General features: G+C 49.3%; 15 protein-coding genes and 2 pseudogenes. 9 read left to right on the top strand and 8 right to left on the bottom strand.

The features are described 5' to 3' along the window. Positions 1–249 precede the first annotated feature (249 nt). The 4 genes from ACMYSK_RS08960 to ACMYSK_RS08945 all read right to left on the bottom strand — a co-directional run bounded on the left by ACMYSK_RS08960 (position 250) and on the right by ACMYSK_RS08945 (position 2,981). On the bottom strand, positions 250–303 hold the full coding sequence (locus tag ACMYSK_RS08960) for a hypothetical protein (RefSeq protein WP_434643991.1): 54 nt from the start codon (positions 301–303) through the stop codon (positions 250–252). 89 nt (positions 304–392) lie between these two features. Continuing rightward, the gene (locus tag ACMYSK_RS08955) at positions 393–1,529 is read right to left on the bottom strand and encodes an HlyD family secretion protein (RefSeq protein WP_434642027.1); all 1,137 of its coding nucleotides are present in this window, start codon (positions 1,527–1,529) and stop codon (positions 393–395) included. Positions 1,530–1,721: 192 nt separating this feature from the next. Next, positions 1,722–2,084 carry a DUF3302 domain-containing protein gene (locus ACMYSK_RS08950; RefSeq protein ID WP_434642025.1) on the bottom strand — a complete coding sequence of 121 codons (363 nt, stop codon included), beginning with the start codon at positions 2,082–2,084 and terminating at the stop codon, positions 1,722–1,724. A gap of 114 nt (positions 2,085–2,198) precedes the next feature. Further along, the gene (locus tag ACMYSK_RS08945) at positions 2,199–2,981 is read right to left on the bottom strand and encodes a hypothetical protein (protein ID WP_434642023.1); all 783 of its coding nucleotides are present in this window, start codon (positions 2,979–2,981) and stop codon (positions 2,199–2,201) included. A 397-nt stretch (positions 2,982–3,378) separates the two neighbouring features. Here ACMYSK_RS08945 and ACMYSK_RS08940 point away from each other — a divergent pair, with 397 nt between their 5' ends. Then, complete coding sequence (locus tag ACMYSK_RS08940) at positions 3,379–4,461, top strand: DUF1254 domain-containing protein (protein ID WP_434642021.1); 1,083 nt, start codon at positions 3,379–3,381, stop codon at positions 4,459–4,461. A 56-nt stretch (positions 4,462–4,517) separates the two neighbouring features. Then, positions 4,518–5,627 carry a DUF1214 domain-containing protein gene (locus ACMYSK_RS08935; RefSeq protein WP_434642018.1) on the top strand — a complete coding sequence of 370 codons (1,110 nt, stop codon included), beginning with the start codon at positions 4,518–4,520 and terminating at the stop codon, positions 5,625–5,627. 161 nt (positions 5,628–5,788) lie between these two features. On the opposite strand, the pseudogene ACMYSK_RS08930 reads toward ACMYSK_RS08935, so the two are convergent. Continuing rightward, positions 5,789–6,178 (bottom strand): annotated as a pseudogene (locus ACMYSK_RS08930) (SOS response-associated peptidase family protein); the annotation flags it as partial. A 179-nt stretch (positions 6,179–6,357) separates the two neighbouring features. Here ACMYSK_RS08930 and ACMYSK_RS08925 point away from each other — a divergent pair. Both ACMYSK_RS08925 and ACMYSK_RS08920 read left to right on the top strand, forming a co-directional pair. Next, positions 6,358–6,525: pseudogene (locus ACMYSK_RS08925) on the top strand (isocitrate/isopropylmalate family dehydrogenase); the annotation flags it as partial. 303 nt (positions 6,526–6,828) lie between these two features. After that, complete coding sequence (locus ACMYSK_RS08920; RefSeq protein ID WP_434642015.1) at positions 6,829–8,400, top strand: sensor domain-containing diguanylate cyclase; 1,572 nt, start codon at positions 6,829–6,831, stop codon at positions 8,398–8,400. 63 nt (positions 8,401–8,463) lie between these two features. Here ACMYSK_RS08920 and ACMYSK_RS08915 read toward each other — a convergent pair whose 3' ends face one another. Both ACMYSK_RS08915 and ACMYSK_RS08910 read right to left on the bottom strand, forming a co-directional pair. Beyond that, positions 8,464–8,982, bottom strand: coding sequence for a phosphoribosyltransferase (locus tag ACMYSK_RS08915; protein WP_434642012.1), 519 nt, complete (start codon positions 8,980–8,982; stop codon positions 8,464–8,466). Between the two features lie 11 nt (positions 8,983–8,993). Beyond that, complete coding sequence (locus tag ACMYSK_RS08910) at positions 8,994–9,407, bottom strand: hypothetical protein (protein ID WP_434642009.1); 414 nt, start codon at positions 9,405–9,407, stop codon at positions 8,994–8,996. Here ACMYSK_RS08910 and ACMYSK_RS08905 point away from each other — a divergent pair. The 5 genes from ACMYSK_RS08905 (at position 9,406) to ACMYSK_RS08885 (ending at position 13,194) form a co-directional block, all read left to right on the top strand. Next, positions 9,406–9,945: a DUF2058 domain-containing protein gene (locus tag ACMYSK_RS08905; RefSeq protein ID WP_434642006.1), complete on the top strand. Its 540-nt coding sequence runs from the start codon at positions 9,406–9,408 to the stop codon at positions 9,943–9,945. The genes ACMYSK_RS08910 and ACMYSK_RS08905 overlap by 2 nt on opposite strands. A gap of 435 nt (positions 9,946–10,380) precedes the next feature. Continuing rightward, on the top strand, positions 10,381–11,232 hold the full coding sequence (locus ACMYSK_RS08900) for an SDR family NAD(P)-dependent oxidoreductase (protein ID WP_434642004.1): 852 nt from the start codon (positions 10,381–10,383) through the stop codon (positions 11,230–11,232). An 86-nt stretch (positions 11,233–11,318) separates the two neighbouring features. Continuing rightward, entirely contained in the window at positions 11,319–11,888 is a 570-nt protein-coding gene (locus ACMYSK_RS08895) for a TetR/AcrR family transcriptional regulator (protein ID WP_434642001.1), read from the top strand. A 136-nt stretch (positions 11,889–12,024) separates the two neighbouring features. After that, entirely contained in the window at positions 12,025–12,714 is a 690-nt protein-coding gene (locus ACMYSK_RS08890) for an NAD-dependent epimerase/dehydratase family protein (RefSeq protein ID WP_434641998.1), read from the top strand. Positions 12,715–12,717: 3 nt separating this feature from the next. Further along, positions 12,718–13,194 (top strand): GNAT family N-acetyltransferase, encoded by a 477-nt coding sequence (locus ACMYSK_RS08885; RefSeq protein ID WP_434641995.1) that lies wholly within the window; start codon positions 12,718–12,720, stop codon positions 13,192–13,194. A gap of 157 nt (positions 13,195–13,351) precedes the next feature. On the opposite strand, the gene ACMYSK_RS08880 is transcribed toward ACMYSK_RS08885, so the two are convergent. Next, complete coding sequence (locus ACMYSK_RS08880; protein WP_434641991.1) at positions 13,352–14,383, bottom strand: methionine synthase; 1,032 nt, start codon at positions 14,381–14,383, stop codon at positions 13,352–13,354. Between the last annotated feature and the right edge of the window lie 26 nt (positions 14,384–14,409).

Below are 14,409 nucleotides of genomic sequence, written 5' to 3'. Positions count from 1 at the left end.
CATTAATTCTTTTCGTTCAGATAAGGATTTCCAGGCTGTCACTATGTCCGCTCTTGGCCCAGAGCAGACAGCAATGTGCTGCTGAAGGTCCGTTCTGAGCGAGGAACGGACATTTACATATTGGTTCCGGTGACCAGTTTTAGTGCGCCACTACACAGGTCGAATTAACCCTGACCCCGAATATGCTCCTGTCATAATCAGGAATAACCGGCTTCATGTTGGCTGCATATTCTGGCAACCAACAGACTTCTAAGCGAATTCAGGTGGCGTTATCCAGCCCAGTGCAGAATGGGGACGCCTCAGGTTATAGCGTATGCGCCAGGCCCCAATTTTTCATCGAGGCATCCGCCGATGCAGAATGCATCTCCAGCTGCAACGGTTTATGTCAGGCATCATTGAGTAAAGAACAGGTAGTTCATCCAGCTATTGGCCCGCATCACAGCCATCCTGATAACACCGGCAATCTGCACCCTACCACTATAGACCGCAACGCTGCCTTGCGTCCCTGCCGGCAAGCGGAGGTTGCTGTCATCAAGTTTGATTCTGACCGCAAATCGTGCGTTATTTGGCACCCCGACGCCTGGGAACATCCCGGTTGTCACGAGCTGGCCTTCAGCTGCAAAATCAATGGTCATGAGAACTTTTCCGGGGAAAATCTGCCCCGGATACATCGGAAAGACGACTTCAGCATAAGCGCCCGGTTTAATAGAAAGATATGGTCCCTGCATGAATGTTGCGACGACCATGCCACGGTTATGCTCATCCCGATCGCAGACGAAGGGTAATACTGACGTCTTCGCGCTGACTAGTGCCCCAGGTTCAAGCTGTAGGTTAGTTACATAACCATTACAGGGCGCGCGGACGGTTGCTTCAGCAAGATTGTATTTGGCTTGTTCGAGTTGCTCGCGCGTCTGTGCGACGGTGGTGTTCTCACCTCCTACATTGGACTCAGATGCCAGCCTGGCTTTCTGCTCAGCCGCTTTCGCTTCGACAACGGTCTGTTTTGCAGCATCCGCATTGCGTCGGGTGCGGTCGAGATCGGTTTCTGCGGCAAACCCTTTACTGAACAGCTCTTGTTCTCTGCTAAGTTTCGATGTGGCCAGCGATAACTGAGCCTGTGCTTTTGCAACGCCAGCCGACGCTTCGCTCACAGAGGCGTTCAACTGTGGGACGAATTGTGATGCGGCGGCGAGTGCAGCTTCGAGTCGATTGACCTCAAACTGGTATGGGCGAGGGTCCACGGTGAAAAGCACATCACCTTTCTTCATCGGCGTATTAGGCTGGGCCAGTACTTTATCAACGTGACCCGGGGTCGTGATGTGTGGCGCAACCTGAACTATCCGCTGAAATACGCGCGCATCAACCGATGAAGGATGATAATTATTCATTGATATAATGACGTAGAAGGCAAATAGCGGTCCCGCTGAGGCAAATATTATAGTCAGAGGAAGAGAGAGCCTGAACAGCTTAAATTTAGCAAACACCAGCCAAATCAAAGCAACATAGGACATGAAAATGGCGGCCATCATCGGTTAAGGTTCTCCGTCGTCGTACACCCCAATTTGACCTCAAGTGCGGTGATTTGCACATTCAACGCGGCCAATTCAGCCTCGACGTTCTCAGCTGACTGGACATCCTGAAACTCAACGCTCCCGGTATTCAGCTTGCGATAAAGATAGATAATAAAAACAGTACTTGCGAGAGCCCAAAACATATCAGCCTTACTCCTCTGTGTGCTGTTGGGATACATGCCGCTCGAGTCTGGCGAGTCGTTGCCGTGCCTCGTGCAGTCGTTTGATCAAGGCATCGTTCTCAGTGCTGCCGCTGGCCCTGCCACGAAAAGGTTGGTCTGGCACGAGGCAGGCCCAAACCATCGCAAGCGGCCAAAGCACCAGTGTAATGATCCCCATCCATCCACAGACGGTGATGGCACTGGACTGAGGGTGGTGGTGTGCACGTGCTATATCGCCGGGCAATTTACCAAGACGGTAGACCAGGTAGACTGCGAGCATCGGTATGATGCAAAGAACAACCAGTGTCAGCCAGTGCAGAAACGGCCCAAATGATTGAAGCTTAAAATCCATCGATTCCTCCATTCTGCTTACGAAACAGGCCGGTCATTGGTCTGGATCGATAAGGTGTTGATATCTTCAGTAATTACCATCAGGTAGTAACAGGTTATTACTGAGGGCCGGTTCTTAGTCCAGGAACTGAAGATTCAGCCCCGCGAAGATCTGCCAGCGTGGTTGTCCGGGTCCACGATCGGCGACCGAGCCTTGTGGCTCAATGAAGAAGTTATATACCGTTTTTTGGTTTTTAATCACCTGACCAATACCCAGTCCCAGTGGGACACTGTAGTCGTCATTATGCAGGTTATAAGCCCAGATAGGAGCGGAACGTAAGTATGTGCCCCCACCTAGCTGATAGAACATAAATGGCTGGAATGTTGCCAGATTGACACTACTGCGATCGCCTTCTCCGGCAAAGCTATGCTGCCAGGAAGCGAGATAGCCATACTGAAACTTAGGGTTGCTGGCATCAAACAGAACGTTTACCAGTCCTCCTGACCACTTCCCGGTTCCTACGTCATCATCTGAAGCTGTGGGGGCGGTAATCTGCGGGCCAAAACCAAAACTTACAGCCGGGTTGCCTGTATCAATAAGCCAGGAGGCAAACAGGTTAAGGTCGCCTACGCCAGACTGATGACCGCCTGTCGGCGGGGCCGGGTAGGTATTGACAGGCAATGATGCACGTAATAACCAGTTGCTGTCACCCAGTGAGAAAGGTGTCGCATAGCGAAACCAGAACTGATTTGCATCGTTATCGGTTCCACTGACATCACCGATATAATAGTCCTGCATGTTGAAGGCAGTCATATTAGCAAGCGGGTTGTTTGCCTGTGCTGCACCAGGAGAGCTTTCGGCAGACCAGACGTTGCCCGCGAGCAACGCTATTGCGCTAAATCCAATTATCTTTTTCATACCCATCCTGAAGAGTGAGGAACCTATTGAATAGTAGCTAATTTTTTAACAAGCAAAAAAGTTGTGATGTTTTATCTTAAATATTAGCGTGCCCTTTTCTGTTCCGGGATTGTTAAAAGAGAATGTGTTTGAGGAAGGGGATAAAGAAACTGCGGAGATTTGCATCAAAGATATCTGATTATCGGAACGTCAGGGGGCCTGGTTTCTTAACAAATCCCATTTCATCGATAACAGAGTGAGGCCTGAAGTGGATAGCGTTGGATTGGTGGCTGATTGATCGAGGCACTCAGCGATATTTGGGAGATATACCAGACAATTTAATCTTAAACCCGTTCTTATTTTTCGTCTTTCCGTCTGTTGACTACAATGATTCTACACTCATAAACAAGGATTTAAGATGAAAAAGGTACTGTGTCTCAGTCTGTTGGTGTTTTTTGTAGGAAATGCGTGCGCCCAGGATGCCATCAATCTTGAGACGGCCCGACAGCTTGAAACGACCCTCCCAGGAAAACAGAATGTCAGCGTGACCCCGGAAAACTATGCGTTTGCCGAGCTTGATGTCTCGATGAATGCAGAAGTGAAACACGGCGCGAACAATAAGTTCTACCACCACCGGATGCCAATGGAAATTGACAAGCAACCTGCGGTGCTGATGAACCGGGATACGCTGTATTCTTTTGCCATTATCGACGCCTCGCATGGCGCAATGGTTCATGTACCAAAAGGTGACGGTCGCTATATTTCATTGCAGGTCATGGACCATGACCATACGACCGAACATGTGTACTACGGTGCGGGCGACTACAAAATTGATCCGGCCAATGCCACTCAATTTGTTGTTCTGAATATCCGCACCCAGGTCAATCCGAACGATCCGCAGGACATCAATAAAGCACATGCAATTCAGGATCAGTACAAGATAACGTTCCCGGAAGGGTATACGCCAAAAGCATTCCAGGCGACTGACTGGAATAAAGCGGAACTGAAAAAACTTCAGACCCATTATCGTCAGCTGGCTGATAAGCGCGGCGTCAGCAAAACCATGGGGGTCCGCGGCACGTTTCCTCAGGAAGACGTCAACATAGGTGCCGCAGTGGCCACCGGACTGCTGCCGGATCAGGATGCCTGGTATTCCTTCAATACCTATAAAGTCAGTAAAGACATTTGCTACACCGCCACCTATAAAGTGCCCGGCATGGCAAAACCTGACCTCGGATTCTATTCGATGACGATGTACGGAGATGACCTGTTCCTGCATACCGAAAAGGGCTCAAGTCTGTCGAATAAAGAGTTAAAACTGGATCCGGATGGCAAGTCCTTCACGATGCACTACGGGACTGAAAAGACCTGTGGCAAAGATGCGCAAAATCTGTTGATTGCCCCAACGGACAACTGGACGCTGGCATTACGCGTGTACTTCCCGGCGCAGGACATTCAGGACAATACCTACAAACTGCCTGAACCCAAACCCGTCAAATAACCCACTGTCTGAATAAAAGGCGACATATGTCGCCTTTCATAATACGGAATGAAAAGATGAAAAAATTAGCATGTGCCGTTGCTGTTGCGGCCGTTCTCCTGACCAGTACAGGTGTCTATGCCGTGGATACAGGGGTTAAATCTGACGGTGACGCGACAGTGACTAATCCGTCATTTACCGCAAAAGACGGTGTGAAAGTGACCATGGATAACGTCATCCGTGCGGAAACAGCCAAGTACTTCGCTGCGGAAACACTGACCTCTGGCGGGAACAAGTTCCGCCATGAGCGTAAAGGTATAGACCTGAAAAATCAGACGGTGATCCGTTCTAACTTTGATCTGGTCTATTCGTACGGAGTTTTTGACACCAAAGAAGGCTTAACCGTTTCGGTACCACCTTACGATCTTTATCAAAGTGTCCATATTTTTGATGAAGACCATTTCACCATTGCCGTGGTGTATCCGGGACAGACGGTGACCATCAAACAGTCCGATCTGACCCACGGTCGATTTGTCTATCTCTTCATGCGCACACAGCCACGCAGCCTGGATGCAAAAGGCATTGCGGAAATGAACAAACGTCAGGATGCGGTGAAAGTCAGCTTTGGGGGCACGCCGGAACCTTACAAAAGTGACGTGAAGTATGATGTCGATTCGTTCAACAAACTGCGCACTGAACTGGTCAAACGCGGGCCTAAAGAAGCGGTTATCTATAAAGGTTTTGTCTCTAAAGGCGACAAAGCGATCACTCCGCAATATCAGCTGGTGAATATCGGTGGCTGGGGCGGTTTACCCGCAAAACATGCGTTCTACTGGGTAGTCGCCCCGGCAGATGAAGGAGCAAAAAATGCCCAGTGCAGCTCTACCACCATTAAACCGCTGCCTGTTCAGTATGATAAGAATGGCTACTGGTCACTCACTGTCTACAATGCAGAAGGCTGGGTCAAAACCGACCATTTCGTCATCAACTCGCACAATGCCAAAGCGAATAAAGACGGAAGCTACACGCTGCACTTCAACTGCGGTGATAATGCGGTGAATAATTTCCAGACCACCAAAAACTGGAATGCCCTGATGCGCGCCTACCTGCCAAACTCGGTCGACGATATTCTGAAATATTCACAGGATATGCAGAAAAACCATCCTGTTGTATTACAGCAACAGTAAAACGGTCCTGACCAAAGGAGATACAACGGCTGTTGTTGTATCTCCTCCATCTGTAAGTATCCCGCTTAACCCAACCATCCATTTTCAGAGAGCCTCTGGTACTCAAACTTCCGCTCTTGGTAAAAAGCAGGCAATCATCTGGGACAATATGACATCTTTGTTTAGCTGAATTTTTCTATCCGTTCTGGTCCCTGATTCTTCACGTTACCGACGGAGCCGGAAACAGGGGGCCAGGTAAAATGGTCCGCTGACACTAATCCGTCGGCGGCAATTTCGGTGGCTTCCTTTCCCCCTATATCCTGCCTCATCCATTCGCGCGCTGCTTCCGGCACAAGGACGAGTGGGCGGCGGTCGTGAATATCGACCAGCCCCTGATCAGCCGCAGCGGTCACAATCAAAAATCCCTCTACTTCATCTCCGCGCTCGAACGGTACGCTGCCGATCGCCGCCATAAAAACGGGTTGCTCGTCTTTTCGGTGGATGAAGTAGGGCTGCCTTTAGTCACCCTCACGATTCCATTCGAACCAGCCGTCAGCAAAACAAATAGCTGACTGGTTTTCAAATGTTATGGAAGCGCCTCTTTCCTGGCATCTGCCTAAAAAACGGTTATCAAAACTAAAAATCGATTAAGCAATATCAATGGGTTAGCAATATGCTAGAACTCGTTGTTTAAAACCATAAAATCTAATCTTTATGTTTAAAATCAATAAATAACAGTTATTTTGTTTAACTACTGCTGCGCCACATGCAGTGGTTCGAAGCCGCAGACCTGATCGTTAAAGGCACCGAAGGCGCTATCGCGGCTAAGACCGTGACTTATGACTTCGAACGTCTGATGGAAGGCGCTAAACTGCTGAAATGTTCAGAGTTTGGCGACGCGATCATCGCGAACATGTAATCCAGTCTCTGGGTTAAATAACAACGGGAGCTTAATGGTTCCCGTTTTTTATTATTAGTATTTGAATGATTATTAAAATTTTATCAAAACAGGTGGGTTGCAAGGGGAAAAAGGGGTAGCTAACATCACCGAACAAACATGCCTGATATATACAAAAAACCGGGTATCTCCATGTAATACCGCAGCGGAATCATAAAAAGCCACAACTTCCCGCATATTTATTGCTGGAACGGATGTCAGAAGCTGTTTATGTTTTGTGCGGAAAAGTCGATAATACAAAAAATTTAAGAGATGTGAGTACTTATGCCAAGGAAAAAACTGCATCTGCGCACTCTGATGCTGATGTTGTCTGTTGGAGGAATTCTGCTCACATCTATGTTGTTGCTCAGCGCCTTAACTGTTTTTCAGAAGGGAAATATTGAGGATCGCCTGCTTGAGAACAATCTTGCCTACGCCCGAAAACTGGCTGACACTACCGATCGATACCTGGTAACGGCACAGCGGGAACTGGCCTATAGCGCCAGTCAGATAACCGCACTTAACGACATCGAGCATTTGAAAAATGAAGCGGAGAGACTGCGTTTGCAATCCGGCTTTTTCAACTCGGTTGTGGTTGTCAATTCCGAAGCGGTGATCGCGGCCGCGTCTCCGGAAAGCCTCAATCTGGTGGGGGTAAAACTGCATTCAGATGCCAGCAGAAGGGCCATTGCGGGGAAAAAAGTTTTTATCTCTGAGCCATTCGTTTCGGCAGCCGGTAACTATGTTGTTTTTATTTCTCAGCCGTTATTTAACCACGCCGGCCATTATATTGGCTATATCGGTGGAAGTATCTATTTGCAGAAAGAGAGCATGCTCAGCGATATTCTGAAGATGCATTTTTATGAGAAAACAACAGACGTCAGCGTTATTAATAATGATGGGAAAGTCATATTTAATCGCGATCCTGCTTTAGTCGGCACCGGGTTTAATTCTGTTCCCGGTCTCAAGGAACAGATTGTCAGAGAGCAGAACGGACACTTTTTCGGTGATGATAAGAGTGAAGGCAGCCTTGTCGGCTATGCCAGTCTGAAGCAGGCCGACTGGAAGGTGATTATATCGGGCACCACAGAAAGCGTATCGCGTATATTAATGCAAACGGTGGTGAATTCATTTTGGTTCACGTTGGCGATCATCTTGCTGACGGTCACCGTGGTGACCATTTTTGCGGCCAGAATTTCGACTCCGCTGGAGAAACTTGCGGAGTTCACGCGGGCAGAAGACGGTGAGGCGACGGTTAAAAAACTGGCCAACATCAACGTCTGGTACAAAGAAGCAGAGCGTCTTAAGGAAGCTCTCAGCCTGCACCTGCTGATAATGACTCGCAGGGTCAATGCGCTCAGCGATGAGACGATGACGGATACGCTTACCGGACTCTATAACCGTAAAGGCTTCAGCACTCTGTTAAAGCAGTACGACCGCTTAGGTGAACATTGCGTCATTGCTATTGATATCGACCATTTTAAGAGCGTGAACGACCGCTACGGACACGAAGGTGGCGATGCGGTACTCATGACATTCAGCGAGAAGCTACGAAATTTATGCGCCAGCGAACATGTGGTCTGCCGGTTTGGCGGTGAAGAGTTTGTCGTATTACTGCCCTATACCAACCTGAACGCGGCCGCTGCGACGGCTGAATACATCCGAACAGAGATAGCCAACGCTGATTTCCCGTACGTCGGTAAGGTGACCATTTCGTTGGGCGTGGCCGGATTTAGTGACAATGAAAATGATGTGTACACCGTCCTGCGTAAAGCAGATTTGGCACTGTATGAAGCCAAGCACTCTGGCCGCAATAGGGTTATGGTCAGCAGCGCGCAGGGTTTTTCAGCGGTCTGAACCATTGTGCTTTGTCATATAGCAGCCTGATGGCGTTACGGCAGGCTGCTTTATGCCACTGATTTACTTAATCAGCCTGGCGACATTTGGACGATTTCGATATTTATTATCCCATGGCATTCCATAACCAATGAGCGGGTCATCACTTTCCATTTCATAGGCATAGTACTGTTTTATCGGAATATTGACTCTACCCGGTTTAACAAAAAGTACGGCGACTGAGACGGAGGCTGGCTGGAAATTGCCTGAAATATATTCGACAAGACGCTTCATCGTTCCCCCGGATTCGATAGCATCATCGATAAGAATGATATGCCGGTTAGCAATTTCGATGTTCTGGTGATAGACAATAGTGGAGCTATTATTGCGATCGCCGGGAGTATGAGGGCAGGAGATATAATCCATATTAATATCAAAATTCAACTGCCTGGTTAGATCTGCTGTATAAAGAATTCCACCGGGAACAACGGTAATGACGACGGCATCAGTGTAATCTCGGTTTAACTGTCCGGCTACGTTGTTCACGCCGGCGGCGATTCTTGCTTCATCGATAATCACTTCACCAATACGATAATTATTCATTTGAACTCCGTTTAGATTCGGCTTTTACGGGGAATAGGCGATGTGTTGCTTGTTTCAGTAAAACAACCTTCCGAATGCACTATTGTGATTTCTTGTGCTCGATGTGGTTTGTTCTTAATGTTTGATTGCTCGATTATGCTTTTTTCGCTCACCGACGACAAGTCTTTATCCACCACGCCATCATCGCCGATGCTTGCCGCAGCGATGAAGGCAGTAGCATGATCGCGGGTAAAAATGAACCCGCCCGGTGCGGGTTTTTCGTTACCGGCATTCCACAGGATAAAGGCCAGCTGTTTGCTCAAAGCCGCTTCATATCCGAGGGCGCAGCGCTCAAGCCACATCCCCTCCACGGATGCAGCTCTGGTACAGCCTTCAACATTCCCGCTATAATCCCAGAAATTTCTCAACGGGTTTAGAGGCAACATGACAAAACTCACCTTACAAGAGCAGCTGCTGAAAGCCGGGCTAGTGAGCAGCAAAAAGGCGGCCAAAGTCCAGCGAACGGCTAAAAAATCGCGGGTTCAGGCGCGTGAAGCGCGTGAAGCGGTGGAAGAAAACAAAAAAGCGCAGCTTGAACGTGATAAGCAGCTCGGTGAGCAGCAAAAGCAGGCCGTTTTAGCCAAAGAGTATAAAGCTCAGGTGAAACAGCTTATCGAAATGAACCGAATTGTCCCTGGAAGAGGCGATATCGGTTTTAACTTTACCGACAACAATCTCATTAAAAAAATATTTGTCGATAAACTCATTCAGGCGCAGTTGATTAGCGGTCGTCTTGCTATCGCCCGTTTGGCGGTGCATAGCAATGGCGAGAGCGAGTACGCCATTATCCCGGCCAACGTAGCCGATAAAATTGCGCAGCGAGATGCTGACAGTATTGTGTTACACAGTGCTCTCAGCCAGGAAGAGCAGGATGAAGACGATCCGTATGCCGATTTTAAAGTGCCTGATGATTTAATGTGGTAACACACCTCGTCCTGAGGTTATCAAAACCGGCTTGCGTGGGGGCAGTGCGCCGACAGAGCGTCTGCTCCACACTCATCGCAGCCGGCAGGCTGTCGGAGGTGACGCAAATCCGCCGGGAAAACGGAATTATCGTCTGCGGCAAGCTGAGTGGCTGCTATTCCGCCAGGTCTTGAAGCTGCGCTAATTCAATCTGCGACATTACGCGTGATTCCTGGCCTGGCAGGCCGCACATACATACGACGTTTTCCGTTCACCCGCGCCACTGGCAACATCTCTTCTGTCCATTCGAGAAAAAAATTACCGCCGCCTGTTGCAAACTCAATAATCACCCATATAATTGAGTGACTAGTCAGTCATTAATTAATGGCAATGACAATACCTGCTCATAACAAGGTGACCAGGCCGCGTGTTACACAGAGGAACGAAGGGGAAAAGATGACTGCTAAAACTGAAAAATGGTTTATTACCGGGGCTTCTGGTGGGCTTGGGCTGGCGTTGACACAACATGTCTTGGGGGAGGGGAACACGGTGGTTGCTGCGGTGCGTAACCCTGCCACGCTGGAGAAATTGCAGCAGCAATTTGGTGCGCAGTTGATTGTTGAAAAGTTGGACGTTACCGATTTTGCCAGCCTGACGAGCAGGGTTGCAAAGCACGGTGACAGTGATGTCGTTGTCAATAACGCCGGTGGCGCGATTATTGGTGCAATGGAAGAGTTTACCGAGCAGGAAATTGAGCATCAGCTGGCCCTTAATCTCCTGGCTCCGATACATATTACTCGTGCGTTCCTGCCTGCAATGCGCAGTAAAAAACAGGGGCGGCTACTCTATATTACCAGCATGGGCGGACGGGTTGCTTTCCCGGGCGGGGCGTTCTATCACGCGGCTAAGTATGGTCTGGAAGGGTTTGCGGAGACGGTGGCGATGGAAGTCGCCGAATTTAATATCAGCGTACAAATTATCGAGCCGGGTTCCATAAAAACGAACTTCCAAAGCAATGCGCGTTGGACTGAAGAAACCGCAGATTATAAAAATGGCATAGTCGGCCAACTACGGCGCTGGGTCGTGGAACATGGGGAAGAAAGCAACGCCGGCGATCCGCGCAAAATGGCGCAAGTGATCTATACCCTGAGCCGTCAGCCTGAACCGCAGCTGCGCACCGTTTTAGGTACCGATGCTTTCCAGATCCTTAAAGACAGCTACGAGAAGAATCTCCGCTCACTGGAATCGCAAAGGGAGATTTCGGTCTCCGTGGCGATTGAAGGCAAAAGCGGATTTATTCCTGAATAATCAATCTCGCCCTCGCAAATTGCCGGGGCGAGCAAAGCAAAATATTGTACATTACCGGGATGATTTTTCCTGCCCTGGAGAGGACGATGGCAAGACCATTAAGCCCGCAGAAACACGCCGCACTTATTGAGGCTGCGGTGTCTACCGTTGCCGAGTGCGGCTTGTCGGCAACGACAGCCAGTATCGCAAAACGCGCGAAGGTCGCGGTAGGGACGCTATTCACCTATTTCCCGACAAAAGAGCAGCTGCTGAACGAAGTCTATCTGACCCTGAAGCAGAATATGGCCGCAGTGCTGGTCACGGATTACCCCAAAGAGGCTGACTTCCGTAGCCAGATAATGCACGTCTGGCGCTGCTATACCGAGTGGTCACTGGTGAATCCGCAAGGAAAACGCGTGCTCCGACTACTGGCCGTTTCCGACCTGCTGAGCGCCGAAACGCTTGCCAGCACGCCAGAGGCGTTAAGCCTTGCAGATAAAATGTTCGATGATGCTATTGAGCAATCCTTGTTTGTAACCGATTCGAAAGCATTTATTTACGCGGTTATTCAGAATATCTCCGATGCAACCAGTGAACAAATTGCACAGCGGCCGGAACAAAAAGAAGCGCTGCTGCAACTCGGCTTTCGAATGATGTGGAAGGCCATTACCGTCTGAGTATTGCCATACGAATACGCTATCAAAATATTGCGCTGAGCCGGCAGATAAATGCCTGCTCCGTGCGTTTTCACCTTTAAACACTGTGTCGCCGGTAACGGCGCTAAATCAATACGCTATCTGTAGGAAATAACCGATGAAAGTGGTCATTGTTGGCTCAGGCGGTATGGTTGGGCAGGGAGTACTGCAGACAAGTCTGGCTGCAAAAGACGTGAGTGAGATTATTTTACTGGTCAGAAACGAACCGGAAAACCATCCCGACCCGCGTGTCAGGTATATTGTAGAACGCAATTTGATGGCATTGAATGCCACCGACCCAGTATTCGACCACGTAGATGGCTGCTTCTTTTGCGCCGGAGTGAGTGCTTCCGGCCTCAGTGAGGAGGCTTACCGGCGGGTGACATGTGATATGACATTGCATGTGGCAGAACAGTTGAAAGCGCGTAGCCCACACATGACATTTATTTATGTTTCCGGCGCAGGGGCCGACAGTAGTGGTACAAGCCGACAAATGTGGGCTCGTGTCCGCGGGGAAGTGGAAAATAAACTGCAGGCCATGTTTGAGGGCAAAGTCGCAATTTTCCGACCGGCATTGATTCTTCCTGCCCCAGGAGTGCACTCGCGTACTCCGGCTTATCGGTTATTGTATAGCGTTATCGCACCGCTAATGCGCGTTATCAGCGCCGTTACCGGAAAGCGGTTTTTATCAATTATTGATTTGGGCAACGCTATGTTAAACATCACCCGCTATGGCGTTAGCAAGGTTATCATGACGAAGCAGGATATTTTAACCGCAGCGGAATACGCGCCACACGAAAAGGATTAAATAATGATCATGCTTCGCCCCATGCGTGAAGAAGAATACCCGGCGTATCAGGACTATTTTATTGCGGATTATGCGCGAGAAATTGCCGCCAACTATCGACTTTCCGCAGAGGATTCGCTGGCAAGAGCGCAGCGGGAAATGGCTGAGGATCTTCCTGAGGGGGTGAATACGCCCGGGCAGGTTTTGCTGTGTCTCTTTACCCGGACGGATAATCGCGACAGGCATGTAGGTTACCTCTGGTACAAGCCCGATACGGCCATGCGGTCTGTATTCATTTGTGATTTTTATATCTTCAACGTCTGCCAGGGGCAAGGGCTGGGGACCCTGGCGCTTCGTGCTTTTGAGCAGGCGATGCGAGAGCAGGCGTTTGAGCATATCCGGCTGCGCGTGGCCGGAGATAACGAGCGCGCACGGTACGTCTATGAGTCCAGCGGTTTTTGGGTGACGGGAATCAATATGAGCAAGACGCTGGTCGCTTAACCCGCGGCCGCACAGATAAAATCGCTACCTGCGGTAGGGCAGTACGACGAGAATGACAAAGGAAAAGACAAAGACAAATGCTAGCGCCTCGCGCGGATGACCTGACTCCACCGATCGCTCGGCTTCGTCAGGTGCGTTGTTGGCCGCGATGCCAGCGTTATTTCGCCGAGAGCTCTCTGCGGACGATTTCTGCGCCTGCGCTCAATGCATTTAACTTACCGCTGGCTACCTGGCGAGACAGGGGAGTCATACCACAGTTGGTGGAAGGATAGAGCTTATCGGCATCGACAAACTGCAATGCTTTTCGTAACGTACCAGCAACCTCTTCGGGTGTTTCAATATGATTCGTTGCGACGTCAATCGCTCCCACCATCACTTTTTTACCGCGGATCAGTTCAAGCAAATCCATGGGGACATGCGAGTTATGGCACTCCAGCGAGATGATATCGATATTTGAGGTTTGCAGTTTAGGGAACGCCTCTTCATATTGTCGCCACTCCGTTCCCAGCGTTTTTTTCCAGTCGGTATTGGCTTTGATGCCATATCCATAGCAGATATGTACGGCCGTTTCACATTTAAGCCCTTCAATGGCTCTTTCTAACGCAGCGATCCCCCAGTCATTCACTTCATCAAAAAAGACATTAAATGCGGGTTCATCAAACTGAATAATATCGACACCCGCTGCCTCTAACTCTTTAGCTTCTTGGTTGAGAATTTTAGCAAATTCCCAGGCGAGCTTTTCCCGGCTTTTATAGTGGTTATCATAAAGGGTATCGATCATCGTCATTGGCCCTGGCAGCGCCCATTTAATGGGCTGCTTAGTCAGCTGACGTAAAAATTTGGCATCTTCCACAAAAACGGGCTTTTGACGCGTAACTGCGCCCACAACGGTCGGTACGCTCGCTTCATAGCGATTGCGAATTTTAACGACCTCGCGTTTCTCAAAATCAACGCCGCTGAGGTGCTCAATAAAGGTGGTGACAAAATGCTGACGCGTCTGCTCGCCATCGCTGACAATATCAATCCCGGCGCGCAGCTGATCGTACAGGGATAAGCTCAGCGCGTCTTTTTTCCCTTCAATTAACTCTTCGTTTTGTAATTTCCACGGTGACCACAGTTTCTCAGGTTCTGCCAGCCAGGACGGTTTAGGTAAGCTGCCAGCCGTTGAAGTGGGTAATAATATTGCCATAATAAATTGCCTTGTATGTTCGGTTA

It is taken from the genome of Klebsiella sp. I138, assembly GCF_051131765.1.
Lineage (GTDB): Bacteria > Pseudomonadota > Gammaproteobacteria > Enterobacterales > Enterobacteriaceae > Klebsiella.
This window is presented reverse-complemented; position numbering and strand designations above follow the sequence as displayed.